21 protein-coding genes are annotated in these 25,598 nt (G+C 62.4%); 11 read left to right on the top strand and 10 right to left on the bottom strand.

What is annotated here, in order from left to right; all coding sequences use genetic code 11:
* The first annotated feature begins 37 nt into the window (after positions 1-37).
* From EGJ68_RS02830 to EGJ68_RS02820, 3 genes are all read left to right on the top strand, one after another.
* Complete coding sequence (locus tag EGJ68_RS02830) at positions 38-1,072, top strand: medium chain dehydrogenase/reductase family protein (protein WP_123033017.1); 1,035 nt, start codon at positions 38-40, stop codon at positions 1,070-1,072.
* A gap of 151 nt (positions 1,073-1,223) precedes the next feature.
* Positions 1,224-2,183 (top strand): alpha/beta hydrolase, encoded by a 960-nt coding sequence (locus EGJ68_RS02825; protein WP_123033016.1) that lies wholly within the window; start codon positions 1,224-1,226, stop codon positions 2,181-2,183.
* An 18-nt stretch (positions 2,184-2,201) separates the two neighbouring features.
* Positions 2,202-3,782: an AMP-binding protein gene (locus EGJ68_RS02820; RefSeq protein WP_123033015.1), complete on the top strand. Its 1,581-nt coding sequence runs from the start codon at positions 2,202-2,204 to the stop codon at positions 3,780-3,782.
* A gap of 15 nt (positions 3,783-3,797) precedes the next feature.
* Here EGJ68_RS02820 and EGJ68_RS02815 read toward each other — a convergent pair whose 3' ends face one another.
* Complete coding sequence (locus EGJ68_RS02815) at positions 3,798-4,682, bottom strand: DMT family transporter (RefSeq protein ID WP_123033014.1); 885 nt, start codon at positions 4,680-4,682, stop codon at positions 3,798-3,800.
* On the opposite strand from EGJ68_RS02815, the gene EGJ68_RS02810 reads away from it, so the two are divergent.
* Together EGJ68_RS02810 and EGJ68_RS02805 are read left to right on the top strand one after the other, a co-directional pair.
* Positions 4,666-5,928, top strand: coding sequence for an MBL fold metallo-hydrolase (locus tag EGJ68_RS02810; protein WP_233248651.1), 1,263 nt, complete (start codon positions 4,666-4,668; stop codon positions 5,926-5,928). The two genes, EGJ68_RS02815 and EGJ68_RS02810, sit on opposite strands and share 17 nt — an antisense overlap.
* Positions 5,929-5,952: 24 nt before the next feature.
* Positions 5,953-6,846, top strand: coding sequence for an alpha/beta hydrolase (locus tag EGJ68_RS02805; RefSeq protein ID WP_123033013.1), 894 nt, complete (start codon positions 5,953-5,955; stop codon positions 6,844-6,846).
* A 65-nt stretch (positions 6,847-6,911) separates the two neighbouring features.
* On the opposite strand, the gene EGJ68_RS02800 is transcribed toward EGJ68_RS02805, so the two are convergent.
* Positions 6,912-8,111, bottom strand: coding sequence for an iron-containing alcohol dehydrogenase (locus EGJ68_RS02800; RefSeq protein WP_123033012.1), 1,200 nt, complete (start codon positions 8,109-8,111; stop codon positions 6,912-6,914).
* A gap of 66 nt (positions 8,112-8,177) precedes the next feature.
* Positions 8,178-9,365, bottom strand: a complete 1,188-nt coding sequence (locus tag EGJ68_RS02795; RefSeq protein ID WP_123033011.1) for a GGDEF domain-containing protein — start codon at positions 9,363-9,365, stop codon at positions 8,178-8,180.
* Between the two features lie 271 nt (positions 9,366-9,636).
* On the opposite strand from EGJ68_RS02795, the gene katG reads away from it, so the two are divergent.
* Entirely contained in the window at positions 9,637-11,853 is a 2,217-nt protein-coding gene (katG, locus tag EGJ68_RS02790) for a catalase/peroxidase HPI (protein ID WP_123033010.1), read from the top strand.
* A 66-nt stretch (positions 11,854-11,919) separates the two neighbouring features.
* On the opposite strand, the gene EGJ68_RS02785 is transcribed toward katG, so the two are convergent.
* Genes EGJ68_RS02785 through EGJ68_RS02770 form a run of 4 tightly spaced genes read right to left on the bottom strand, consistent with a single transcriptional unit; the run spans position 11,920 to position 15,823 of the window.
* Positions 11,920-12,702 carry an acetoacetate decarboxylase family protein gene (locus tag EGJ68_RS02785; RefSeq protein ID WP_123033009.1) on the bottom strand — a complete coding sequence of 261 codons (783 nt, stop codon included), beginning with the start codon at positions 12,700-12,702 and terminating at the stop codon, positions 11,920-11,922.
* A gap of 43 nt (positions 12,703-12,745) precedes the next feature.
* The gene (locus EGJ68_RS02780; RefSeq protein WP_027950282.1) at positions 12,746-13,627 is read right to left on the bottom strand and encodes an SDR family NAD(P)-dependent oxidoreductase; all 882 of its coding nucleotides are present in this window, start codon (positions 13,625-13,627) and stop codon (positions 12,746-12,748) included.
* Between the two features lies 1 nt (position 13,628).
* Positions 13,629-14,594: a Rieske 2Fe-2S domain-containing protein gene (locus tag EGJ68_RS02775; protein WP_123033008.1), complete on the bottom strand. Its 966-nt coding sequence runs from the start codon at positions 14,592-14,594 to the stop codon at positions 13,629-13,631.
* A complete protein-coding gene (locus EGJ68_RS02770; protein ID WP_123033007.1) occupies positions 14,591-15,823 on the bottom strand; it encodes an amidohydrolase family protein in 1,233 nt (410 codons plus the stop codon). Before EGJ68_RS02770 ends, EGJ68_RS02775 begins: the two co-directional genes overlap by 4 nt.
* A gap of 233 nt (positions 15,824-16,056) precedes the next feature.
* Between EGJ68_RS02770 and EGJ68_RS02765 the strand changes: the two genes are divergently transcribed.
* Both EGJ68_RS02765 and hemN read left to right on the top strand, forming a co-directional pair.
* On the top strand, positions 16,057-18,918 hold the full coding sequence (locus EGJ68_RS02765) for a S8 family serine peptidase (RefSeq protein WP_123033006.1): 2,862 nt from the start codon (positions 16,057-16,059) through the stop codon (positions 18,916-18,918).
* Between the two features lie 85 nt (positions 18,919-19,003).
* Positions 19,004-20,422, top strand: a complete 1,419-nt coding sequence (gene hemN, locus EGJ68_RS02760) for an oxygen-independent coproporphyrinogen III oxidase (protein WP_123033005.1) — start codon at positions 19,004-19,006, stop codon at positions 20,420-20,422.
* A 19-nt stretch (positions 20,423-20,441) separates the two neighbouring features.
* On the opposite strand, the gene EGJ68_RS02755 is transcribed toward hemN, so the two are convergent.
* Positions 20,442-20,885, bottom strand: a complete 444-nt coding sequence (locus EGJ68_RS02755; protein ID WP_123033004.1) for a hypothetical protein — start codon at positions 20,883-20,885, stop codon at positions 20,442-20,444.
* A gap of 63 nt (positions 20,886-20,948) precedes the next feature.
* Here EGJ68_RS02755 and EGJ68_RS02750 point away from each other — a divergent pair, with 63 nt between their 5' ends.
* Positions 20,949-22,049 carry a PQQ-dependent sugar dehydrogenase gene (locus EGJ68_RS02750; RefSeq protein WP_123033003.1) on the top strand — a complete coding sequence of 367 codons (1,101 nt, stop codon included), beginning with the start codon at positions 20,949-20,951 and terminating at the stop codon, positions 22,047-22,049.
* 51 nt (positions 22,050-22,100) lie between these two features.
* Here EGJ68_RS02750 and EGJ68_RS18070 read toward each other — a convergent pair whose 3' ends face one another.
* Positions 22,101-22,712, bottom strand: coding sequence for a hypothetical protein (locus EGJ68_RS18070; RefSeq protein WP_158283462.1), 612 nt, complete (start codon positions 22,710-22,712; stop codon positions 22,101-22,103).
* Positions 22,713-22,856: 144 nt separating this feature from the next.
* A complete protein-coding gene (locus tag EGJ68_RS02740; protein WP_123033001.1) occupies positions 22,857-23,486 on the bottom strand; it encodes a c-type cytochrome in 630 nt (209 codons plus the stop codon).
* A gap of 197 nt (positions 23,487-23,683) precedes the next feature.
* On the opposite strand from EGJ68_RS02740, the gene EGJ68_RS02735 reads away from it, so the two are divergent.
* A complete protein-coding gene (locus tag EGJ68_RS02735) occupies positions 23,684-24,079 on the top strand; it encodes a TFIIB-type zinc ribbon-containing protein (protein WP_123033000.1) in 396 nt (131 codons plus the stop codon).
* A gap of 35 nt (positions 24,080-24,114) precedes the next feature.
* Positions 24,115-25,548 carry an MFS transporter gene (locus EGJ68_RS02730; RefSeq protein WP_123032999.1) on the top strand — a complete coding sequence of 478 codons (1,434 nt, stop codon included), beginning with the start codon at positions 24,115-24,117 and terminating at the stop codon, positions 25,546-25,548.
* Positions 25,549-25,598 lie beyond the last annotated feature (50 nt).

Genomic DNA, 25,598 nt, shown 5'->3' with positions numbered 1-25,598 from the left:
CATACTCGCTTGCTCACTCGATCAAGGACAAACAGGCATGACCGCAACAGAATGGCAACGCATAGAGCTCACCGCATTTGGCGGGCCGGAAAATCTGCGCCTGGTGACGGAGCACACACTCCCTGAGCCCGGCCCAGGGCAGGTGCGGGTGAAAGTTCTGGCGGCCGGAACCGGGTTTACAGACACCATCGTGCGCCAGGGACAGTATGTGGATGTGAAAGAAAAGCCGCCCTTTACCCCAGGCTACGACTGGGTGGGTGTCGTCGACGCGCTGGGCAGCGGTGTGAGCACATTCCAGGTGGGCGACACGGTAGCGGATATGCCAGCCATTGGCGGCTATACCCAGTACCTGTGCGTGAATGCAGACCAGGTAGTGCCCTGCCCTGCCGGCCTGGACCCGGTAAAGGCCGTGTGCATGATGCTTTCCTACACCACAGCCTGGCAGATGCTGACCCGCGAATGCACGCTGCAACCGGGCGATACTATCCTGGTCCACGCCGCCGGTGGCGCAGTGGGCACGGCGCTGCTGGAGCTGGCACGCGAACTGAAGTTAACGGTGTACGGCACGGCATCGCAGAGCAAGCACGACCTCGTGCGCAGTTTCGGTGCCATCCCCATCGATTATCGCAACACCGACTTCGTCGCTGAAATTCAGCGCCTCACCCAGGGCAAAGGCGTACAGGCCGTATTCGACACCATCGGCGGCAAGTCCTGGTCGCGCTCCTACCGGTGTGTCGCAAAAGGCGGCCGCCTGGTGGGGTTCGGGGCGTTGCAGGTCACCACGGGGGACGAAAGTGTACCCAGCCTGCTATGGGGATTTGCCAAGCTGCTTGGGCTGTGGCGCCTGCTGCCGGATGGGCGCAGCTCAAGTTTCTACAATATTCTCAGCCGGCGAAAAAAGTTGCCTGAAGAATTCCGCTCTGACGTCGCCACCCTCATGCAGTGGCTGGGCGATGATCGTCTGCACCCTGCCGTTGCTGAAGTCCGCCCGTTGCGCGATGCCGCCGAAGTGCACCGGCTGATCGATGCCGGCGCGGTGGCCGGCAAGATCGTGCTGGACTGCCAGGGGTGAGTGCCCTCACGGCAACCCGGATGGGCACTGTGCCATGCAAGAAAGCTGCTCTGGGGTTTCCATACTTGCACTCGAGACGCTGCCAGGCAGGTGACAGCACTGGCGGCACGTCACACAATAACCCCACTATAAAAGGAGGTCACCAACCACCATGAAATACAATATCGATCCCGAGCTGCGTCCGATTCTGGAACTACTGCCACCCTTCGACCTGAAAGACCCGGCCACGATGCGCGCCACCATGGACGCCATAGTGGGGCCTGCCAACGAAGCGCTGGACACCAGCGGCACGAGTATCAACGACCACCCCGTACCGGGTGAGAACGGCGCCCCCGATGTTACCGTGCGGGTCTATCGCCCGGAAGGTGTCGAGGGCGCCCTGCCTGGGTTGCTCTACCTGCACGGTGGCGGCTTTGTGTTCGGCAACCTGGAAAGCGAACATGCCACCTGTCTCGCCATAAGCCAGAACCTGCGTATTGTGGTCGTCTCGGTTGACTACCGGCTGTCTCCCGAGACCGCCTTCCCCGGGCCGCTTGATGACTGCTACGCGGCACTGACCTGGACGCGCGGCAATGCGGACACACTCGGCATCGACGTCAAGCGCCTCGGGATCATCGGGCAGAGCGCCGGTGGTTGCCTGGCGGCTGCCTGCGCCCTGCGCGCGCGCGACGAGAACGGGCCGGCGCTATGCTACCAGTTCCTCTCCATACCGGTTCTGGACGATCGGCTGGACACCCCCAGCATGCAGGCCTTTACCGACACACCTATCTGGCACCGACCCAACGCCGAGCAAAGCTGGGATTACTACCTGGGCGATGCACTGCGGCGTGGCGCGGACAACGTTCCCGCACTGGCCGCCCCGGCGCGCGCAGACAATCTGACGGGCCTGCCCCCGGCCTGCATCACCGTCATGGAATTCGATCCTCTCCGCGATGAAGCACTCGTGTATGGCCAGCGCTTGCTCGCGGCGGGTGTGTCCACCGAGATCCACTGTTATCCGGGCACTTTTCACGGCTCCAGCATGGTGGTCGATGCCGCCCTCAGCAAGCGGGGCGTAGCAGACATGTTCACCGCACTGGCCCGCGGGCTTTGCGTCGACGCACAACACTAGCAAGCTCGGGGGTCAGCCATGGATAATAAGAAACTCTACCAGCCTCCACTGATGCCGCAGCTGCTGATAGAGGGTCTGAACCGTTATCACGACCAGCCCTGCCTGTTCCTTGGCGACAAAGTGGCGACCTACCGCGAAGTGCGTGAACGCACCAGCCAGCTGGTGCAGGCACTGCAGGCCACCGGCCTGGGCAAAGGCAGCCGTGTCGCCGTTATTTCCGGCAACCGCCCGGAGGTACTGGCCAATATCGCGGCGATGCAGCTCAACGGCTGTATCGGCACGCCGCTGCACCCGTTGGGATCACTGGATGACCACGCCTATGTGCTCGAGGCCGCGGAGATTGACGCACTGATCTACGACCCCACCACATTCGAAGAGCACGCCAGCGCACTGCAGCAGCGGGTACCGGGGGTAAAACACCTGCTGGCTTTTGGCCCCAGCGCACAGGGCACCGACTACCTGGCGCTGGCCGACAGCTTCGCGCCACAGCCCCTGGTGGCCCCCGACGTCAGCCCGGAGGATATCTCTTCCATCAATTTCACCGGGGGCACCACGGGGCGACCCAAAGGCGTGATGAGCAGCTTTCGCGTCACCAGTTACATGACCCAGATTCAACTGGCCGAATGGGAGTTCCCGGACGACCTGCGCATGCTGATTGCGACCCCGCTCTCCCACGCTGCCGCGGCATTCTTCATTCCCGTGCTGCAGAAGGGCGGCGCGTTCTACGTCATGCAGGGATTCAGCCCGGATGCATTCTTTGACATGGTGGAACAGCATCGCATCACCGCCACCATGCTGGTGCCAGTCATGCTGTACTTTCTGCTCGACTCGCCGCGCGCGCAGAGCGCCGACATGTCCAGCATGCAGTCCATTTTCTATGGCGCCTCACCGATGAGCCCTGCGCGCCTGCGCCAGGCCATCGAGCTGTGGGGACAGGTGTTCTACCAGTTCTTCGGCCAGTCGGAGGCACCGATGGTGGTGGCCAATATGCGCCGGCAAGAGCACGACCTGAGCAAACCCGAGCGTCTCGGTGCCTGTGGTCGGCCGTCCCCGTGGGTGCCGCTGGCCCTGCTGGATCCCGAAGGCAACCCGGTGGTAAACGGCGAGCCTGGTGAGATCTGTGTGCGCGGCCCGCTGATCATGACTGGCTACAAGGACATGCCCGACGCCACCGCTCAAGCCTTTGCCGGCGGCTGGCTGCACACCGGAGATGTCGGGCGCCTGGACGAAGATGGCTTCCTGCACATCGTCGACCGCACCAAAGACATGATTGTCACCGGCGGCTTCAACGTCTATCCCAGAGAAGTGGAGGATGTGCTCAGTCGCCATGCATCAGTGCAGCAGGTGGCGGTCATTGGCGTACCCGACGCGCAGTGGGGTGAGGCGGTCAAGGCGGTGGTGGTACTGAAGCAGGGCATTGCCGCTGACGAAGGACTGACTGCCGAGCTGAAACAGCTGGTAAAGGACACCAAAGGCTCGGTGCAGGCACCCAAGAGTGTCGATTACGTGGATGGCATTCCCCTGACGCCGGTGGGCAAACCCGACAAGAAAGCCGTACGCGCCCGCTACTGGAGCGATCAGCAACGCAGCGTCAGCTAGCCCCCCAGGGCGTGCTCACGTCGGGGCGCTGCGTCGCCATGACCGGAGCACGCCGGTGGCAATACCGGTACCCAGCAGGGTGATCGCCATGCCGGTCAACACCTGCAGGGTGATCGGTTCCTGCAGCAGCACAAAGCCCCAGACCAGCGCACTCACCGGCACCAGCATGGTCACGGTGGAGGTCGCCGTGGCGCCCGCACTGGAGAGCAGGGCGAAGTAAAGCAGCAGCGCTGCCGCTGTGCTCACGGCACCGAGGCCCACGGCGGCGCTCCAGGCCATACCGCTCACCGGCTCCGCAGGCCACAACAATACCCCGGGCACTAACAGGATCACGCCGCTCGCAGCGCAGCTGCCCGCAGCCAGCACCCGGGTCGGCAGGTGGGCCAGCCGTGTGCGTGAATAATTGCCCGCGAACCCATAGCAGAGCGTTGCCGCCAAGGCAGACACAATAAACCAACCATCGCCGCCGGCACTGAAGTCCAGCCGTCCGGCAGACAACACGGCGACGCCGGCAAAGGCCAGTGCCAGCCCGAGTACCTGCCTGCGCACGATGGGCGTGGCGAAGAACGCCGCGCCCAACAACGCGGTGCAGATGGGCGTGGCCGCATTGATCAGGGAGGTGACACCGGCCTCAAGGCGCAGCGTGGCCAGGGCGAGGAAGGAATACGGCAGTGCTGTGTTGGTCAACCCCACCAGAAACAGGGGCCAGGCATGGGCGCGCACAAGCCGCAGATAATCGCGGCGCCAGAGCAGCGGCAGCAGCAACAGCGTGGCCAGCAGCATGCGTACCAGAATCAGCGGCAGGGCACCGAATTCGGGCACGGCCACACGCATGAAAATAAAAGAAAAGCCCCACAGCGAGGAGAGCAACAGCAGGCGCAGCGTGTCGGTCGTTGACATGACAGGTCCGCCGGAAAAACGCGCAGAATACGGTAGAAGTGCGGGGATGAAAAGCACGCTGTCGCACCTTGCGCGTTTGTATGCCGCGCTGCCCCAACGCCGCATGCTGGACTTTCCCGCCACCAACGCCGAACATAGCCGACTCGCCTCTTTCAGCCTGGAACCCTCAATGCTCGTCGCCAACCCCGAAAACTACGCCGGCCTGACCTACCCCTGGACGCGCGCCATCAATCCGGAACCGGGTGTGCCGCAGCAGGTTGCCGAGGGCGTCTACTGGGTGCGCTTCCCTATGCCCATGGGCCTGGATCACATCAACATCTGGCTGCTCGAGGATGGCGATGGCTGGGTTGTGGTCGACACCTGCCTCGACCTGCCGCGCTCACGGGAAATCTGGGAGACCCTGTTCAGCGGCTTCCTCAGCGGCAAGCGCATCACACGGGTGATCTGCACGCACATGCACCCCGATCACGTGGGTCTGGCCGGCTGGCTGACCGAGCGCTTCGATTGCCAATTGCTGATGACACGGGAGGAGTATCTGATGTGTCGCTCCCTGGTGAGTGACACCGGCAAGCCGGCTCCCGAGGTGGCGATTCGCTACTTCAAGGCTGCGGGCTACAGCGAGGAACAGATCGATAACTATCGCCGCGCGTTTGGCGGCTTCGGTCGCGCCGTGTATCGCCTGCCGGACAGCTTCCACCGCCTCAAGGACCGCGAAACGCTGACCATTGGCGGGCGCTACTGGCAGGTGATTGTGGGCAGCGGGCACTCACCGGAGCACGCCTGCCTGTATTGCCCGGCGCTGAAGCTGCTGATTTCAGGCGACCAGGTGCTGCCGCGGATCACGCCGAACGTCAGCGTATTCCCGACTGAGCCGGACAGTGACCCGCTACAGGAGTGGTTGCAGTCCTGCGCCCGCATTCGCGAATTGCTGCCTGAAGACCTGCTGGTCCTGCCCGCCCACGAAGCACCGTTTTACGGCCTGCATGTGCGCCTGACCCAGCTGATAGAAACGCACAAGAAGGAGCTCAACCAGCTCTACGATCACCTGTCCGCGCCGAAGCGGGTCGTCGATTGCTTTCCCGCCCTGTTCAAACGCGAGATCACCGAGCACCACCTGAGCCTGGCCACGGGGGAAACCATCGCCCACCTGAACTGCCTGCGGCGCCGGCGCCAGATCGATTTCAACACCGACGACGCGGGCGTGCGCTGGTACTTCCAGCTCCCTGAATCCATCGCCTTCGACTGATCCGCTGGAGCACGCCTTCGCACCATGTTGCAAGCACTGAGAGTCTGGGCCACGCGCCGCTACTACCGGCACACCAACGCGCAGGCCTGGCGCGGGAAGTTCACCGACGCCGCCTGCAGTACCCTGCAGCTGCCGGGGCCACACGGGCAACTGCAGGCGCGGATGTACAGCAGCAAAGTCGGCGCCAGCAAACCCCTGATTATCTATTTCCATGGCGGAGGCTGGGTCATTGGCGACCTCATCAGCCACCACCCCTTCTGTCAGCAGCTACGTGAACACACCGGCTGCACCGTGGTCGCCGTGGATTACCGGCTGGCGCCTGAACACCCCTGCCCGGCTGCCCTGCAGGACTGCCTGGCAGCTACCCACTGGCTGGCGCGTCATGTCGAGAGCATCGGCCCCAGCAATGGCAGCTTCGTACTCGCCGGCGACAGCGCGGGCGGCCACCTTGCCGCCTGCACCGGGCTGGCACTCGGCCCCGACATGCTCGCGCAGCTGGCGGGCGCACTGTTGATCTACCCGGTCGTGGACCACTACAGCCGCCCCTACCCGTCGTATATCGAGCGTGCACGTGGACAGACCCTCACCACCGGCATCATGCGCTGGTTCTGGGATACCTGGCTGGCGGGGCAGGGAGCCGAAGATGCAGCGGCCGCCGGTGCCCTGCTGGCAGGGCGCGACGACCTGCACACCCTGCCAAACTGCCTGCTGGTCACCGCCGAGCGCGATCCACTGCGTGACGAGGGGCGGGCACTGGGGTCCGCCCTGAAAGATGCGGGTGTGCCGCTGACCCTGCAGCACTATGCAGACGCCGAGCACGGTTTCGCCTGTTCACAGGGGCCCGGCAAGGATTTTCAGCACCTTATGGCGTTGACCCGTCAGTGGTTGGACACCCTGCACCCGACAGGGCGACGCTAAGCCTGCCGCTACACCGTAACGGGCGGCGTGCACAAGCGCCGCTGCAGGGCGACGTTACTTTGGCTTCAGGCCGTAATTGCGCGCAGAATCGCCAGGGTAGGATCGCGCTCCAGCAACTTGGGCACCGGATAGCTCTCACATTCCTTCAGCGCCAGGTCGGTGAGGTAGCCGTAGTCCTGCGGGCGGATACGGTCCGAGGTATCCGGCATACCCACGTCGGCGCGCAACTGCACGACCGCATCAATAAACTGGCCTGCCAGTCGCGCGGCATCCTGACCGGACTCACCAACACCGGCGAGCACGGCAAGCTCTGCCAGGTCCTGCTCGGATTCTGTGCGGCAGAAATTCAATACGTGCGGCAGTACCAGGGAATTGGCAAGACCGTGGGGAATACCGTACTTGCCGCCGATCTGATGTGCGATCGCGTGCACATTGCCCACGTTCACCTGATTGATGGCGATACCCGCGTAGTAGGCCGCAAGCGCCATGGCATCACGTGCTTCGCGGTTGCTGCCATCGGCCACGGCGTCCCGCAGATGGGCGAAGATCAACCGCACCGCCATGCTCGCATGGGCTTTGCGTGTGCCCCGGTCCCACACGCAGATGAACGCCTCAATCGCGTGCGTCAGCGCGTCCATGCCCGTGGCGGCGGTAATCGGCGCCGGCATGCCGAGCATGAGATCAGAATCAAGGGCAACCGCCGCCGGCAACAGCGGGGATCCGGATATCACACCTTTTTCATGGCTCACGGAGTCGGAAATCACGGCACCCATGGTCGCTTCGGAGCCGGTGCCAGACGTCGTGGGGATAGCGTACAACGTCGGCACGTCGTGCTTGACCTTACCAAAGCCCACCCAGGTTTTCGGGTCCTCCTCGCTGGTAGCCGAGGCGGCGATGATCTTGGCGGCATCAATGGAGGAGCCACCGCCAATTGCCAATACCGCATCGCAGCCGTGTTCGCGCATCAGGGCGCGGCCAGCGGCAACCTGGGCATAGGTCGGGTTTGGCTCCACGCCGTCATACACCACCATGGACAAGCCTGCATCGGCCAGAGCTGCCGTGGCCTGATCGACAATACCAAGCTCACGCAGGGGTTTGTCGGTCACTACCAGCAGCTTGCCGGCCCCGCTGCGCACAATATGCCGGCAGAGCTGTGCGGCACTGCCAGAACCGAGATACACCATATAGGCTGGCGAGGGCGCGAGCCCCGCGAGGGTCTTCATCAAGAACAGGGTGAGGGCGTGTTTGACTTTGCGCAGCGACATTCTGAACTCCGGATAATTGAGCTTTATGGTTATGCGAACAGGATTGCGCCGGTCAGTATGGTCAACTCAGCCATGAGATACCATACCCACGAGATGCCGGTTGCCGGCCACACGCACGGCGTCACGGCCCGATGCCTTGGCTTCGTACAGGGCCTGGTCCGCTCGCAATAGCAGGTCCTCTTTGTCGTCTTCGCCGTGCAGCTCGGCAATGCCGAAGCTTGCAGTCAGCGCAATCACCTGCCCGCTTTCCAGTAGCGGCCTTTCCAGCAACATCTGCTGCACACGGGCAACCATGCGACCGGCATCCTCGGTACTGGAGTCGCCCATCATGATAGCGAATTCCTCACCCCCCACGCGGCCTATGGCATCCGCGCTGCGCACACAGTCGCGCAATATTTGCGAGAAATGCGCCAGCGTTCTGTCGCCTACTGCATGCCCGTACCGGTCATTGATCTGCTTGAAGTGGTCGATGTCCGCCAGGACAGCGGCCAGGGGGCGCTGGTGGCGACGCGCGCCAGACATCAGCAGGTCCGCCGCGATCAGGAAACCGCGCCGATTGCCAACCTGGGTCAACTGATCGGTGATGGCCTGCAGGCGCAGCCGGTTGGACAGGTCGGTGGCAAGCAGGAAAATCACGGTCACTCCCATCGCCACAAAGAAGGTGGGCATCAACGCGAAGTTGACCAGATTATAGGCGTCCCGCTGTTGCGCCGTTGACTCCTGCCCGAACTGCAGGGCGACGATTGCCGCCAGCCCCTGGGCCAGACCAAACGACAGCTGCACACCGGCGGCCACGTATTGGGCAAGCCGCGGCTCCGGCCCGTGCCGATGCAGCACCCAGGCGATGTGCAGGAAGGCGATGCAGGCAAACCCGGGGCCGAGGGCAACGCGCACATCATCACGCGGTAATATCAGCGTGAACACCACTTGTATGACAGCAACTGCCGCAACAATCGCAAGCAGCGCCCAGGCGGGCGATGCGAGGCCCAGCCTCACCCTGTGGCCGAGGACGGCACCCAGCACCAGCAGGCACGACACCACATTGACGGTGACCCACCACCACTCGTAGGACGGCGCCGCATCGCGCATCAGGTTCAAGCCGTACTGCAGTGCGGCGAGCAGAAACGCGCCACTCCAGATCAACGCGTGTCGCGGGTGCTCAAACAGGCGCCACCCGAGAAAACACGCTCCGGCAAACACCAGGCTCACCACGACCAGAGTCAATTGCAGCGCCTGCACAGCACTCAAGATCAAACTGACAGCTCCCCACCCAAAATCGAACCCGCATAATTACCTGTACGCGATCAGGGCGCAAGCCGCTTCCAAGGCGAAGGCAGATCACCGCGCCCCTCCGATATACCGCGCGGCAAAGCGGGAACGCAATGGTAGATCGAAAATATCGATTGGTTCTTGCGTTTTTTTTTAGTATGTCAATGAGCCTCAAGCACGTTATGGTGCAACCTCGAATGTCGCCACCCGCGGCACTCGCCGTGTTTTGACTTGCGTAACTACCCAGGAGGTTGCAATGCATACTAAGAAAATACCTTTGCTCGCAGCGGTGGCACTTGCCGTGTCATCCAGCATCGCCAGCGCCCAGCAAGCGCCCATGTCCAACCAGTTCTGGTGGCCAGAGAAACTCAACCTTTCGCCGCTGCGCCAGCATGCCGCGGAATCCAACCCGATGGGCGAGGAATTCGACTATGCGGCAGCTTTCAACGAGCTCGATCTGGATGCCGTGAAGGAAGACGTTGAAGCCGTCCTGACCACTTCGCAGGACTGGTGGCCTGCAGACTACGGCAATTACGGTCCATTCTTCATTCGCATGGCGTGGCACGCGGCGGGCACCTACCGTATCGCGGATGGACGCGGCGGTGCGGGCGGCGGCCAGCAGCGTTTCGAACCGCTGAACAGCTGGCCTGATAACGTGAGCCTGGACAAGGCCCGCCGCCTGTTGTGGCCGATCAAGCAGAAATATGGCCGCAGCATTTCCTGGGCAGACCTGATGACCCTTGCCGGCAACGTGGCCATGGAGTCCATGGGCTTCAAGACCTTCGGCTTTGCTGGTGGTCGCGAAGATGACTGGGAGCCCGACCTGGTGTACTGGGGACCGGAAGATGAATTCCTCGCCGACGAACGCTACAGCGGTGACCGCAAGCTCGCCAACCCGCTGGCTGCGGTGCAGATGGGTTTGATCTATGTGAACCCCGAAGGCCCCAACGGCAACCCCGACCCGCTGCTGGCCGCCAAGGACATCCGCGACACCTTTGGCCGTATGGCCATGAACGATGAGGAGACCGTGGCATTGATCGCCGGTGGCCATACTTTCGGCAAGGCACACGGCGCGCACAAGCCAGACGACTGTGTCGGCCCCGAGCCCGCCGCTGCGGGACTGGAGGAACAGGGCCTTGGCTGGAGGAACTCCTGTGGCAAAGGTAACGCCGAAGACACCGTGACCAGCGGTCTGGAAGGTGCCTGGACGGCAGCTCCCACGCAGTGGAGCATGATGTACCTGAGCAACCTGTTCGCCTTTGAATGGGAGCAGACCCGCAGCCCCGCAGGTGCCATCCAGTGGGTGCCGAAAGACGGCCAGGCCGCCAACACCGTGCCGGATGCGCACGTGGCCGGCAAGGCACACCAGCCCATCATGTTCACCACCGACCTGTCACTGAAGTTTGACCCGGCTTACCGCAAGATCTCCCAGAACTTCCTGGAGAACCCCAAGGCCTTTGAAGACGCTTTTGCTCGCGCCTGGTTCAAGCTGACTCACCGTGACATGGGCCCGCGCGCCCGCTACCTGGGTGACGATGTACCAGAGGAAGTGCTGATCTGGCAGGACCCGATACCCGAGGTGAGCTACGAGCTGGTGGATGCCAAGGACATCCGCGAACTGAAGGAAGCGATTCTCGACACCGACCTCACCGGGCCTGAACTGATCCGCACCGCCTGGGCTTCGGCCTCGTCGTACCGCGGCTCCGATATGCGCGGTGGCGCCAACGGCGCACGGGTTCGTCTTGCACCGCAGAAAGACTGGGCGGTGAACAACCCCGGGGAACTGGCCAAGGTGTTGAGCACACTGGAGTCCGTACAAACCGAGTTCAACGATGCACAACGACGCGGCAAGAAGCAGGTGTCGCTGGCTGATGTGATCGTCCTCGGCGGTGCGGCTGCCATTGAGCAGGCGGCCAAGGAGGCGGGCGTGAAAGTCGACGTGCCCTTCGTGCCCGGTCGTGCCGATGCGACGGCGGAGATGACCGATGCACCCTCCTTCGCGCCACTTGAGCCGAAAGCTGATGGTTTCCGCAACTACTACAGCGCCGACGTCCTGCGCTCGCCCACCGACCAGCTGGTCGACCGGGCCAACCTGTTGACACTGTCTGTACCGGAAATGACGGTGCTGGTGGGCGGTCTGCGGGCTCTGGATGCCAACACGGGTGATGCTGACCACGGTGTCTTCACCAGTCGCCCGGGTACACTGAGCAACGACTTCTTCGTCAACCTGCTGGACATGGGCACCGTGTGGTCCAAGTCGGAAGACACGGCAGGAGTGTACGAGGGCCGTGACCGCGCCAGTGGCGAGCTCAAGTGGACGGCGACGCCCGTCGACCTGATGTTCGGTTCCAGCTCGGAGCTGCGTGCCATCGCCGAAGTCTATGCCGCCAACGATGCACAGGAGAAGTTCGTGAATGACTTCGTTGCAGCCTGGACCAAGGTGATGACCCTGGACCGCTTCGATCTGCGCTAGGGCTCACGCCCACCGCATACAACGGCCTGCCCCTCATGGGGTAGGCCGTTTTTTTTGGCGCTACCTTCAGCTACGCAGAGGGCCGCCCTGGCTTCCCTTCCAGCGCGAGCCGGAAATCGTATCTGTAAAGGGCTTGAACGCCTCCGGGTCCAGCTTGCCGGCGAGCTTGATGTCGCGCCCCAGAAAGGTGGGCCACCAGAGGTGCGCCGAGATCTGCTCACGCAGGGGTAGGCGGCTCGCCAGCGGGTCCCAGGGGCTGTCGTGCAGCACCAGCTCGCCATCGACCCGCTCTTTCCAGGCACAGCCATAGCGGCTCAACACATGCACCACATGGGGCGGAAAATCATAGCCGTTGGCAGCATCGGGCATGGCGCCCACTGCGAGAGAGAACTTCACCCACCACTCGTTCAGATCAAACTCCGCTTGTGGTTCGTTCTCGCCACTCGCGGTACCGCGAAACTCGACAAACGTGTAGCCCTGGTGTGTGCAGCGCGCGCGCACTGCAGACCCCAACCGGTAATAATCTGTCTCGCAGGGGTATTTGGGCTGGCCATTGTGGTCGCGGCTGATGAAGATGGCCGACTCCTGGTCGATACCGTAGCCGAGCGCGTACTCGCCCGCGACGCCATCGTAATCCGCATTCACGGTTTGCAAAATGCCGTATTCAGGCTCGTCCGGCACCGGCACGTTGTAAATGGTGAGGTTGACGTATGGGTCGGCCCCCGGGGTAATACCCGGAGGCAACACCGCGGCGACTGCTTCGGGGTCGGTGCGATACACAATCTTGAGCATCGGCCAGTTGGCAATATCGCCCGTATTGCCCTGGGGGGCACCTTCTGCTGAGGTCATTGGCTCTCTTCCTTATTCTGTTTATGAAGATCGGGGATAGCGTTCAGCCGCCCACCATATTGGGCGCCGGCGTTGTGCGATTGAGGATCATGTCCGCCCGGGCGCGAATTTTTTCGTCAGTTTCCGGCGTTGTCGCCAGCAGCCAGAAAGCGTCCTCCTCCAGCCCCGCCACGGCCATTGCCGCCACCTCATCGGGATGCGTGGTCTGCAATTCGATACCGTACTCCGCGGCCATACGCTTCATGTCATCAACGGAACTGATACCGGATGCATTGCCTTCGACCTCTTTCTTCAACGCCTCCGGGCGCACACGGCCGGAGTTGAAGAGGCCCGTCTCCACCACGTGTGGGCCAGGGAACAAAGCGCTCACCTTCACCGGGCTCTGTGCCGCCTGCACCTGATAGTGCAGGTTTTCGGTAATGGCGTGCACCGCAGCCTTGCTCGCAGTGTAGATAGGGGCATCCGGGAACACCAACAGCGCGCCGTTGCCCGAACCAGTGACCACGAAGTGAGCGGGCTCATTGGCAGCTATCAGGCGCGGCATGAACACGCGGATAGAATTGATAACACCCCAGATATTAACGTTGAAGCACCACTGCCAGTCCTTCTCGGAGTAGTCCCACATGGCGCCGGACTCCCCCGCACCAATGCCCGCGTTGGCAAATACCAGCTGAATGCCACCGAAATGTTCAGTGGCCACATTCGCGAGACTCTCGAGGCTGGCCGCGCTGGTGACGTCACAATGCGCCACCCGTGCCTCGATACCCTCCGCAGCCAATGCCTGATCGATATCGGCCATGGCCGTTTCATCGACGTCGCCCACCACTATGCGGGCTCCTCGACGGCCGAGGGCAAACGCCAGTGACCGGCCCACCCCGCTCGCACCACCGGTAATCACGGCCACCTTGCCTGTAAAATCGCGCATATCAGCTTACATCCTCAGCGTTGATATAGAACTGGCGCACCCACTTGCGGTACATCACCAGCGTTTTGTCTTCCCGGCAGAACACCGGCTTGTGTTTGTGCACCTTGTTGGCCCAGATCGGGTAGTCGTCCTGGATGCCGGCAATAATGCCCTTCATCACATCATCGCCTGCCAGGTCTTCAATCTCACGGCGCACAGTCAGGGTCCAGCGCAGCAGCGTGGTGTGCCGATCGATCGGCTGCGCACTGTTGTACACCACCATTTCGGCGTTAGGCCCGTAGCTGGTGCGCACCACCGCCAGGCCCGGGTTCAGCACCATGGCGTGCAACTGGTTGGGGAACTGCGACTGGCTGGAATCCGAACGCAGGTGCAGCGTGCGTCCGTCTTCATCAATGGTGACCTCCGAGGGCGGCACATCGGGCTGTTTGTGCACGTAGCGAAAATGCACCGGGTCGCAGGAGTTTTCCGCAATATCCTGGATATGGGCGGGAACCTCAAACTCCGCGTAGCGCGGTGCGGTCCAGTGTTCATCGCTGAGCTCCACCAACTGCGGCAGGGGCCACTTGGGCGCCAGGTTTTGTGGATGAAACCAGATGTAGACCTCACCGTTGCCCTCTTCCGTGTGCCAGGTGCGAACACGCGCACGCTCCGGAATCTCGTCACAGTAAGGGATTTCCACGCACTGGCCCTGCGTATCGAAACGCCAGCCGTGGAACGGGCAGCGCAGGGACTCACCGACGACACGCCCCTCGACGCCCAGGTGGGCACCCAGGTGCGGGCAGAACGCATCCTGCAACACAGCCTGGCCCGACCGCGTGCGATACAGCGCAAACTCGCGATCGAAAGCGTGCACACGCGTCACTTCCCCGACTTGCAGCTCGTGGCTGCGCGCCACAGAGTACCACCCCATCGGAAACTCCGGCGTGGTATTGGTTTTTGCCTCGCAGGCCTCGACGATTTTTGTCATGCGGCTTCCCCCGTGGCGTGGAAAATAGCGCTGCTGGGGCCGATTCTGTCGGCCACTGCCTGCAAGCGAGCGCGATCGAGTCCGTACCAGGCAATCGCGTTCTCGCCGAGAATCTTGCGTCCGTCCGCCTCTGGGACACCGGCGAATGTATTGAGGTAATAGTCCTGCGTGTGCGGCCAGGTTCCTTCGGGGTGCGGATAGTCGCTGCCCCACATCATCTTGTCGATGCCGATGATATTGCGTAGCTCGATGTCTGCGCGCGGCACACAGGAGGCGCCGACGGCGACGTTGCGCTGGAAATATTCACCCGGGGACATCGACAGGTGGCTGCGGAAGTCGCCCAGCTTGGCCGAGAACTGTACATCAAAATAATTGTGGTCCAGCAAACGCAACCAGGGTGGCAGCATGAACACCGTACCCCCCTCCGTGAGCACGACCTTCAACCGCGGGAAACGCTCAAAAACGCCGCCCCAGATCATGAACGTGAGTGGGCGGTACAACCACCACATGACTTCGGACACGTAAATGCCCATGGCACCCGGCAGCTTGTCGCTCAGGTCTTCCATTGGCCACTGCTCGCCAAAGTACTCAGGCTGCGGTGCCGGGCCCGAGTGAAAGTGAACAATCACGCCCAGCTCCTGGCACGCTTCCCAGAACGGGTCGTACTTCACATGGTGGTAGGGGTCATTGTCACCCCAGAGTGTCGGGATCATGACGGACTTCAGACCGTTGTCGACGCACCAGCGCACGGCATCCACCGCCTGCTGGACATCCCACAACAAGGGAATGGAAGCGACGCCGATATGCCGGGCCGGGTCGTTGGCACAAAACTCGGCCAACCAGCGGTTGTGAGCCATCGCGCCCGCCCACTGCAGTTCCGGCACCGCATTGCGCGGCGAAAGCCCCAGCCCCGCACCAAAAGGTGGCGTGTTCATCTCGGTAATACCGTCGGGGAAAATCACCTCAGCCGCAATGCCATCCTGCGCCAGCATGGCAATACGCTCGTCGTAGTCCCATGCGCCGGTGAGCTGCTTCTTGATGGGCTCGCGCCAGGCATCGTTGATTTCCTTGATCAGGAAGCTTTGCTCCGCCTTGTCCGTGATCTCGATCTGCACCGGCACGGCGGTGTCCATGATGTCGTGATACTTGGACTCAACATAGGGCTTGTAGTCGGCGATATGGAGGCCGGCGTGGCAGTCGGACGACACCACTATCAATTTATCGGACATGACCTTCTCTCTCTGCAAATAACCATTGCATTATTGTTGATGAATGGGCGCTGCACAAAAATTGCACACGTGTGTACAAATTAGAGCAATGCCTTTCCAAAAGCAACAAATCCACGGCTTTTCCTGGGCAGTGGCTGGACGGAATCAGACGGCGCAAGCGACACGGCAACCCGCAGGGTTGCAGGCCGGAATTTGTCGCTATACTGCCGGGGACGTTCGCGGAAATCATTACCATGCCACAGCACATCTACAGCGCCAGCCGATTGAGCACCAGACTCTTCTGCGGGCTCTGGCTGGCCGCATTGCTCGCGGCTTGCGGCGGCGGTGGGGGCAACGGTGAAACCCAGCCAGCCGCCAATCAACCACCCATTGCACAGGTATTGGGCCCGTCTTCCGTGGCAAGTGGCAGCGAGGTTACGCTCGACGGCGGCGGCTCACGTGACATCGATGGAAGTATCAGCCGCTATCAATGGCGCCAGACACAAGGCCCGACCGTGGCCATTGTCGGCGAGGAAACGGCCACCGCCCGCTTCACAGCGCCCACCGTTGGCGCCGACACCGTCCTCGCTTTCTCGCTGAGCGTGACCGACAACCAGGGGGCGAGCGCCAGTGCATCCGCCAGTATTACGGTCACCGGGGAGGCAGTCAGCCGCTGGGACCTGAGCGGCACCGTGCTCGCCTCCAGCAACCAGGCCGTTGACGGCGACACCAACGACACCGCCAGCCTCTACACGCCAAACGATACGCCGGGCAGCGCACAAGCGCTCGCCAACCCGGTCACCCTGGGCGGCTATATCAACCAACCGGGAACAGGGGCCGAGGGACGCTCGCAACTCAGGGGTGACATCGACGACTACTTCCGCCTGGAACTACTGGCGGCCCAATCGGTGACCCTGCTGGTCGCGGGCTTTGAAGACGCGGATGCGGATCTGTATCTCTACAACGAGGCGGGAGAAGTGATCGATTTCTCGGTGGAAACCGGCGAAATCGAAACGGTTACAGCGCCGGAAAACGGCACTTACCTGGTGAATGTGACGGCGTTTCTCGGTGCAACCAACTATATTCTGGCGGTCGGCAGCCCGGCACTCGACAGCGCACCACGCACGGATGCCGAGCTGGTGCCCGGCGAAATCATCGTGGAATTCGCGGAAAGCGAGATCCTCGCGCCGGGCTTCTTTCACGCCGATCTGGCCTACCAGATGGGTATGCAGGAACGTGCTGGCGGCCCCGGCCGCGCGCGTCTGCTGGAAATTCTGGCCGGCCAGGCAGAACGACAGCGGCTGGGCACGGCTGCGCGCCGCATAGACGACTTCCAGAACAGCGCCCGCCGCGAGCGCTGGGAGACGCTCATCAGCGTCAAGCAACTGCGCCAGCAGCCTGACGTGCGCCACGTTGAACCCAATTACCGTCTGCACACCGCGCTGGAGCCGAACGACAGCGCCTACGATCTGCAATGGCACTACCCGCTGATTGGTCTTCCCGCAGCCTGGGATGTGACCATTGGCGATCCGGGCGTCGTCGTCGCGGTCATTGATACCGGCATCCTGTCCAATCACCCCGATCTGGCGGGCCAGTTGGTGGCAGGCTACGACTTCGTGCGCGACCCCGCAGCCGATGGCGACGGTATCGACCCCGACCCCGAGGACCCGGGTAACCGCGCCAACCCGGGCAATAGCCGCTTTCACGGCACACACGTTGCCGGCACTGTAGCGGCGCGGGGCAACAACCGCATTGGCGTCAGCGGCGTCGCCTGGGGCGCTCGCGTGATGCCCCTGCGGGCACTCGATGACGGCGGCGGCACGTCCTACGACGTGGCACAAGCCGTGCGCTTCGCCGCCGGTCTCGCCAACGACTCCGGCACCTTCCCCCCAGCCACGGCAGCTATCATCAACCTTAGCCTGAGCGGTGAGGGTTTCAGCCAGATGAATCAGGCCCTGTACCGCGAGTTGCGCGAACGCGGCACCATCGTGGTGGCCTCGGCCGGCAACGAGGCCACCCGTGCACCGGCCTATCCAGCGGCATACGACGGGGTTATTTCCGTTGCGGCGGTAGATTTACAGCGCGAGATTGCCAGCTACAGCAACCGCGGTAGCTCCATCGACATTAGCGCGCCCGGTGGTGATGGCAGTACCGATTTCAACGGCGATGGCTACCCAGACGGTATCCTCAGTACGGGCGGCTCCGCCGACGCCGGCGGCGTGGAGTTCGCCTACACCTTCCTCAACGGCACCTCGATGGCGGCACCGCATGTGTCAGGCGTTATCGCGCTGATGAAGAGTATCAATCCGCAGCTGGATGGCCCGCAGCTGGAATCCCTGCTGCAGAGCGGCAACCTCACCGATGACCTTGGCAGCGCTGGCCGCGACGATCTTTACGGGCACGGACTGGTGAACGCACGCAAGGCGGTGGAAGCCGCGCTGGCCAGTATCGGCGAAACGTTCACGCCGCCTGCCACCTTGCGCGCGTCCAGCCAGTCGCTCAACTTTGGCGGTACCAGGGAGCAACTGGACATCACCCTCAGCAACGGCGGTAGCGGCAATCTGCAGGTGCTGGGTCTCGACAGCGACGCCAGCTGGCTCAGCGTCAGCGCGCTGGAGGTCGATACCGCTGGCCTGGGCCGCTACCGGCTGCAGGTTGACCGCAGCGGCCTGGCTGACGGCCTTTACTCAGCGACGGTGAGCGCGCGCTCCAGTGCCAACAGCCTGCAGATTCGCGCACTGCTCTCCGTGGGCGATGCCGCGGTGGCGGACGTCGGGGTGCTCTACATAATCGTCTACGACCCCGCCACGGACGCCGCGATTGCACAAAGCGTGGCACGCGCGGAAGCGGGTCGCTATGCCTTCCGCTTCCAGGACCTGCCGGACGGCACCTATCAGGTATTTGCCGGCACTGACGCCGACAACGACCTGTTCATTTGCGATGCGGGCGAGGCCTGTGGCGCCTGGCTGACCACCGACGAACCCGGGTTGATCGTGCTCGACCGCGACCGCGATGCGCTCGACTTTCCAGTTGAGCATTTCATCCGCCTGCCGAGTGGCCCTGATGCCAACGCCAACGTGGTCTCCGAGTTTCGCGGCGTGCCCAGGGAGCGTTGAGCCACGCGATGGTTTGATGCAGGTCAACCGGTTGCGGGCGCGCGCGCATTACACTGCGCGCTGATTCTGCAACAGGCCAGGTACCATGACCGCGCTACACGTGGCTCAAGCCCAATTGACCGGCGACTCCCTGTGGGACCCCGCGCTGATCGCGCGCTACAACCTCGCGGGGCCGCGCTATACCTCGTACCCGACCGCCGCCCAGTTTCAGGAGGATGTCAGCGACTCGCTGTGGCGCGAAGCGATACAGGCCAGCAACGTGTCGAGTGCACCGCTGTCGCTGTATTTTCATATCCCGTTCTGCAACACCGTCTGCTACTACTGCGCCTGCAACAAGATCATCACTGCGAACCGGCAACGGGCAACCGACTACCTGCAGGTGCTATACCGCGAAATCGCGCTGCAGGCAGAGCATGTGAACCCGGATCGCACGGTGCGCCAGCTGCACTGGGGTGGCGGCACCCCCACCTATATCTCGGACGCCGAGATGCAGGAACTGATGGCACAGACCCGGCGCCACTTCCACTTGGCAGATGACGACAGCGGCGAGTTCTCCATCGAAATCCACCCGGGCGGTATGGCTACCACCCGTATCGCGCATTTGCGCCGCCTCGGTTTCAACCGCGTGAGCATGGGCGTACAGGATTTTGATGCGGACGTGCAGCAGGCCGTCAATCGCTTCAACAGCGTGGATGAAGTCACAGCGCTGGTAGCCGCCATTCGTGCCGAGCACTTCAAGTCGCTGAGCATGGACCTGATTTACGGGCTGCCGCGCCAGAGCGAAAACTCCTTTGCCCGCACCCTTGAACAGGTCATCGCCCTGCGGCCGGACCGCCTCTCACTGTTCAACTATGCGCACATGCCACAGATGTTCAAAACGCAGCGCCAGATTGACGAACGGCAACTTCCCGAGCCGGCCGTGAAAATGGCCATCCTGCACCAGAGCATCGAGCAGTTGTTGGCAGCCGGCTACGAATACATCGGCATGGACCATTTCGCTCTCCCCGGAGACGAACTGGCTCTCGCCCAGATGCAGGGCACGCTGCACCGCAACTTCCAGGGCTACTCCACACACAAGGACTGCGATCTGCTGGCCTTTGGCGTGTCTGCCATCAATGCGCTCGGCAACAATCACTTCCAGAACCACAAGGATGTGGCATCCTATACCCGCGCGATCGAGGCGGGCCAGCTGCCACTGGCGAAGCGTATCACTCTCACCGACGACGACCGGCTGCGCAAGGCAGTGATCAATGAGCTCATCTGCAACTTTGCCCTGGACTACGCCGTCATCGAAGAACCGTTCGGCATACGTTTTGTGGACTATTTTGCACAAGAGCTGGAACGGCTGCCCGCATTGGCGCGCGACGGCCTGATCGATCTGCACCCGGGTGGTATCCGCGTACTACCCGCCGGGCGACTGCTGGTGCGCCGCCTGTGCATGGAGTTTGACGCCTATATCGACCACACACAGCTCACCGGGAGCCGGTTCTCGCGCATCATCTAGGGCAGCACACTCGTTGCGCTCAGGCTTGCGCAGGATGTGCTTGACTCATGATGCTGAACAGCCACCCTCCCAGCGCGCCCGCACTGCATTGTAGCAGCAGACCGGGCCACTCCCGCGCCGCAGCGATAACCCAGATGCCCAGCACCTCCCGCATGATCAGATGCAACATCAGCACGCCGACAAACCCGGCGAGGGTAAACCAGAAAACCCTCGGCCCAGGCACTCGGTGCGCGCGCACCAGGCCCGCCGCCACGGGCATCGCCAGCACGAAGGCAAGCAGGATAAGCAGCAAATAGGCGATCATGCCGAGCAAGTCGTGCAGGCTGGCCTCCAGCCGCACCGCCAGGGGCACGACCACCCCCATATCGCCGAGATTGGCGAGCACTGTCTGCGTGGCGAGCAGGCTGGCGGTTACGTAGGCAAGCAACACCGCGGGGAAAAAAGCTTTCAGGACACGAATCATGGGCGACTACCGGTAGTGCAGGGAGTGTTTATAATGACCCGGCGCCCCGCAAAGGAAAAGCCCATGCCTGTTTTCTCTGTCACCTTTCGCTTTCTCGCTCTTACCGCACTTTGGTTGAGCCTGCGTGCCACCGCCGCAGACTATCAGCTTGAGCCTCTCGCAGAGGGTCTGCAGCACCCCTGGTCCGTTGCACAATTGCCCGACGCCAGCTTCCTGGTCACTGAGCGCGGGGGCGCACTTCTGCATATCAGCGCCGACGGCAGCAAGCAAACGGCCATTGGCGGCGTGCCACAAACGTTTGTGGCAGGCCAGGGCGGCTTTTTCGACATCCTGCTACACCCGCAGTTTGCTACCAATCAGCTGGTGTACCTCAGCTACGCCAAGGGGGACAGCGCGGCCAATGGCACGGCCATCTACCGCGCCCGGCTGGAGGGCGACACGCTCGTCGCGGGTGCGGATATCCTGTGGGTAAGCGACAAGAAGAACACGGCACAGCACTACGGTGGGCGACTGTTGTTCCTGCCCGACAACAGCCTGTTGCTGGCCACAGGCGACGGTTTTGATTTCCGCGAGCAGGCGCAGAACGGCAGCAACGAGCTGGGCAAGGTATTGCGCATCCTCGACGATGGCAGCGTGCCCGCGGACAATCCGTTTCGCACCACTGGCAGCGAGCGCGTCTGGACGCTCGGCCATCGCAACCCGCAGGGCCTCACGCTGGATCGCAGCACCGGCACCGTGTACTTGCACGAACACGGTCCGAAAGGCGGTGACGAAGTGAATGTACTGCAGGCCGCCAGCAACTATGGCTGGCCTGCAGCCACCCATGGTGTGGACTACAGTGGCGCCTATGTGTCGCCTTTCACACAACTACCGGGCATGGCACCGCCCCTGCACTACTGGGTACCGAGCATCGCGCCGTCGGGCTTCGCCTGGTATGGCGGTGACAAGTTCCCGGCCTGGCAGGGCAAGCTGCTGGTGGGCGCGCTGGTAGACAAAGAAGTGCGCCTGCTCAGCCTGGAGGATGGTGCGATTGTGGATGAGGCACCGTTGTTCTCGGAGCTCGGCGAGCGAATCAGGGATGTAAGGGAGGGCTCTGACGGCTTTGTGTATCTGCTCACCGACGCAGAGGACGGCGCCCTGATTCGGGTGACACCGGCGCGCTAATACGCCGCACCTCTCTGCCCTGGCACAGAGGCGCGGAGTGCCTTACGCGATTCAGCTGGCGCTGGCTTTCTTCGGGGCGCGTTTGGCTCTGGTTTTCTTGGGCGCCGCCTTCTTGGCAGGCGCTTTCTTGGCCACCGCCTTTTTCCCGGCGGGCGCCTTCTTCACAGCTGCCTTCTTCGCCGCAGTCTTGCGCTTGGTTGGCGCCTTGGCTTTGCTGCTGGCAGCTTTCTTCTTTTTCGCTGCCGGCTTGCTCGCAGACTTGCGCCGCGCCGCCGCCTTTTCCACCATGGACGCTGCTTTATCGGCAGCCTGGGCACGGCGCGACTCGAGTGCAAGATCAGCCTGGATGGGCACAAGTTTTTCAAAAGACGCGTAGGCGGCTTTGGCCATTTTGGCTACCGATTCCGCCAGATCCTGCACTTGCTTGACCAGCTCTTCCACTCGCTTCTGATTGGCCGTGCTCGATTTGCCACGCAGTGAACTGCGTGCCTTTTTCAGCCGCGTATTGGCAGCGGTGTGCTTCTTGCGTGCCGCTGTGAGATCAGATTTGACCTTCGCGTGCGCCTTCTCCGTCTCGGAAAGCAGTTTCTTTTGCAGCTGCTCGACCTTCTTATTCGCCTGCTCAGCCATTTTCACAGCTTGAGACATTTCTTTTTCCAGCATGGGCAATTCACTCTAATGGATAAACGGGTACCACCCCTTCAGTGTAGGCGTAATTATCCTGTAAGCAATGCCTATTTATTGATCTGTCTCAGGCGTTGAAGTGAGAACTTTCAGCTGTCTATCGAGCGCCACACCCGGCGAGGGTCACTCCTGCTGACTGCGTATATAAGCGATGACATCCTGCAGGGCTTGCTCGTCACTCAGCATCGCCGCCATGTTGCGCATTTGTCGACCGGTGCGATCTTCGCGGTGTCGCCCGCGCTGGCCTTCGCGAAATGCCTGCAACTGCGCCAGCAGGTACCAATCATCGGCACCGGCAAGGCGCGGTGCGTTCAGCGCAACGTTACCCATCGCGTTGGCGCCGTGGCAGGCCCCACACAAGCGCATAAATGACTTGCCACCTGCAATCGGGTCACCGCCCTGCAACGTTGACGAAGACGCAGGGCTGGTCAATTCGCTGATATGGAAGGCAAGCTCGGGCAAACGCGCCACCGTCGGCAACAGGTCACTCGACTCCGCCATCTGCTGCGCCGCCACGCTCGCTTCGTTGCCACCGCGCAGGCCGCGCTGGAACTTGTCCAGCTGGGCGAGGATATAGACCGGTCGCAGGTGATTGAGGCGCGGCGCCCGCAGGTCAACGTTGCCCTCGGCCGCGGCGCCGTGGCAGGCGGCACAAGGCGCATACAGCGCGGCACCGTCAGATTCATCAGCGCGCGCTACAAAAGCCATGATTGCGAGAAAAAGGCCTAACAACGGCGGGAACAAAGAATGCATGCGGGCTACCTGATCAACGCTGTGAGAGGCAAGAATTTACCAGTTTTTCCTGCACGCGAGTATCCGGCGCGAGGCATCTGCGACGCGACAAAAGGCGGACCAGCGGAAGGGGGACAAATGCAAAACGCTGCGCTAGACTCGGCCACGCGGTTCCCGCCGCTGCGCACAAGCATCTACAGCATTGAGCAGGAAGAGACATGGAGTACAACCCGGACCAACACAGCCTCAAATGCCCCAAGTGTGGCCATGGCATGAACGAGGTGAGTTACGGCGACATCACGGTCGATCGCTGTAGCCACTGCCTGGGACTGTGGTTCGACACGGGCGAGGCTGACCAGCTGAAAGCCCGCTGGATGGGCGATGCCGTGGATACGGGCTTCGCCGATGAAGGGCGCAAATGGGATTCTGTGGAAGACATCGCCTGCCCCCGCTGTCACCGGGACATGGAAAAGACCTCCGACCCGAAACAGCCGCACATCTGGTATGAAACCTGTAGCGAGCACGGCCTGTTCATGGATGCGGGCGAATTTACCGACTACAAACACGAAACACTGATGGACCGCTTTCGCAGCATGATCAGGGGGGCGCGCTAGGACCAGGCGGCAACGAGCACAGCGAGAGCAACGGCATGACATCCCTGCGCACACGTGTCTGGTACGGTGCTGGCGGCGCCGTGGGCGCGGTCAAAGAAGCCGCGTACACCATGTTCATATTGCTGTTCTACACCCAGGTGTTGGGTCTGAGCGGAACAGTCACCGGCCTGATTATTGCGGTGAGCCTGGTGTGGGACGGCATCTCCGACCCGCTGGTGGGTTCACTGTCCGACCGCCTGCGCAGCCGCCATGGGCGTCGTCATCCGTTCATGGCCCTCAGCATACTGCCGCTGGGGCTGGGTTTTGTCGGCCTGTTCGCTCCGCCACAGGCCGTCGTGGACAACAGCGCCTGGCTCGCAGGCTGGCTGCTTTTCTGGTCGCTCTGGGTGCGCACCTTCGTCACCACCTTCGCCATCCCCCACCTTGCACTGTCCGCCGAGATCACCCGTGATTATCACGAGCGCAGCCAGGTGCTGGGGGCGCGTATGGGGTTCATGTTCCTCAGTGCCGTACTGCTGCCCGCCCTGGCGCTAACCTTCATTTTTCCGGAGCAGGGCGGTGTCGATGGCCGCTTTAATCCAGAGCGCTATCCACTCTACGGCATGCTTTCCTGCGCGGTGGTGTGGGTTATGGCCACCCTCAGTACGCTCGGCACGCGCCACCACATACAACCGGAAGTGGCTCAACCGGGGGCAGCGGACCACACAACGCTGTGGACGCTGTTTTCAGATCTGCGCCGCACGCTGGGCAACCGCAATTTCCGTCTGCTCATTGGCTATGATATTGCCGCCACCACCGCCTATGGCGTCATCAGCACACTGAATATTCTGGTGTGGACGTTCTTCTGGGCCTTTTCCGCCGCCGAGATCTCCATCATCCTCTCCCTGCCCACACTTCTGGGCGTGGCACTGGCGATACTCACGATGGGCCCGCTGGGCCGGCGGTTTTCCAAACAGCGCCTGGTACAGCTGTCACTCACAGGCCTGATTCTCAACTGCCTGTGGCTGTACCCATTGCAGCTTTTCGGCTGGTTACCCGCCGACAGTGGGAATCTGGTGTTCGCGCTAAACTTCGTCTTCATGCTGCTGTTCATGTATCTGTTCATGGTGCGTCTGGTCAACAGCACGTCGATTGTGGCCGACCTGACCGACGAGCACGAGTTGGACCATGGCGTGCGCCAGGAAGCCGGATTCTTCTCGGTCATCAACTTTGTCAGCAAGCTGTCGACGGTCGCGGGGCCACTCTACGGCGGGCTGGCACTGGATATCATCGGGCTGGAAACCGGCATGCGCCCGGGAGATGTGCCACTCGCCACACAGCACGGCCTGGTCTACGCGCTCGGCCTCGGTGTTATACCGCCCCTGCTGGTCGCCCTGTGGATCATTTCCCGGGTGCGCAGCAGCCAGGCGCACGTGGAAGCCATACAGGCAAAAATCGCGGCGCGACGCGAGCAGGCACCCGAAAGCTGAGGTGCCCCCACCCGCCCGAACTTGTCGGGCCTGCGGCCGTGGGTGACAAT

The organism is Haliea alexandrii, from assembly GCF_003719295.1.
GTDB classification, from domain to species: domain Bacteria; phylum Pseudomonadota; class Gammaproteobacteria; order Pseudomonadales; family Halieaceae; genus Haliea; species Haliea alexandrii.
Note: the sequence above shows the minus strand (reverse complement) of the source record. Positions and strands in the feature narration are given on the sequence as shown.

Bases quoted from the DNA above. Each gene is read 5' to 3' on its own strand.
- katG (WP_123033010.1), top strand. From the start codon at position 9,637: ATGCATACTAAGAAAATACCTTTGCTCGCAGCGGTGGCACTTGCCGTG.
- EGJ68_RS02805 (WP_123033013.1), top strand. From the start codon at position 5,953: ATGTTGCAAGCACTGAGAGTCTGGGCCACGCGCCGCTACTACCGGCAC.
- EGJ68_RS02740 (WP_123033001.1), bottom strand. From the start codon at position 23,486: ATGCATTCTTTGTTCCCGCCGTTGTTAGGCCTTTTTCTCGCAATCATG.
- EGJ68_RS02735 (WP_123033000.1), top strand. From the start codon at position 23,684: ATGGAGTACAACCCGGACCAACACAGCCTCAAATGCCCCAAGTGTGGC.
- EGJ68_RS02815 (WP_123033014.1), bottom strand. From the start codon at position 4,682: ATGTCAACGACCGACACGCTGCGCCTGCTGTTGCTCTCCTCGCTGTGG.
- EGJ68_RS02730 (WP_123032999.1), top strand. From the start codon at position 24,115: ATGACATCCCTGCGCACACGTGTCTGGTACGGTGCTGGCGGCGCCGTG.
- EGJ68_RS02785 (WP_123033009.1), bottom strand. From the start codon at position 12,702: ATGACCTCAGCAGAAGGTGCCCCCCAGGGCAATACGGGCGATATTGCC.
- EGJ68_RS02825 (WP_123033016.1), top strand. From the start codon at position 1,224: ATGAAATACAATATCGATCCCGAGCTGCGTCCGATTCTGGAACTACTG.
- EGJ68_RS02800 (WP_123033012.1), bottom strand. From the start codon at position 8,111: ATGTCGCTGCGCAAAGTCAAACACGCCCTCACCCTGTTCTTGATGAAG.
- EGJ68_RS02750 (WP_123033003.1), top strand. From the start codon at position 20,949: ATGCCTGTTTTCTCTGTCACCTTTCGCTTTCTCGCTCTTACCGCACTT.
- EGJ68_RS02820 (WP_123033015.1), top strand. From the start codon at position 2,202: ATGGATAATAAGAAACTCTACCAGCCTCCACTGATGCCGCAGCTGCTG.
- hemN (WP_123033005.1), top strand. From the start codon at position 19,004: ATGACCGCGCTACACGTGGCTCAAGCCCAATTGACCGGCGACTCCCTG.
- EGJ68_RS02780 (WP_027950282.1), bottom strand. From the start codon at position 13,627: ATGCGCGATTTTACAGGCAAGGTGGCCGTGATTACCGGTGGTGCGAGC.
- EGJ68_RS02775 (WP_123033008.1), bottom strand. From the start codon at position 14,594: ATGACAAAAATCGTCGAGGCCTGCGAGGCAAAAACCAATACCACGCCG.
- EGJ68_RS02770 (WP_123033007.1), bottom strand. From the start codon at position 15,823: ATGTCCGATAAATTGATAGTGGTGTCGTCCGACTGCCACGCCGGCCTC.
- EGJ68_RS18070 (WP_158283462.1), bottom strand. From the start codon at position 22,712: ATGCTGGAAAAAGAAATGTCTCAAGCTGTGAAAATGGCTGAGCAGGCG.
- EGJ68_RS02765 (WP_123033006.1), top strand. From the start codon at position 16,057: ATGCCACAGCACATCTACAGCGCCAGCCGATTGAGCACCAGACTCTTC.
- EGJ68_RS02830 (WP_123033017.1), top strand. From the start codon at position 38: ATGACCGCAACAGAATGGCAACGCATAGAGCTCACCGCATTTGGCGGG.
- EGJ68_RS02755 (WP_123033004.1), bottom strand. From the start codon at position 20,885: ATGATTCGTGTCCTGAAAGCTTTTTTCCCCGCGGTGTTGCTTGCCTAC.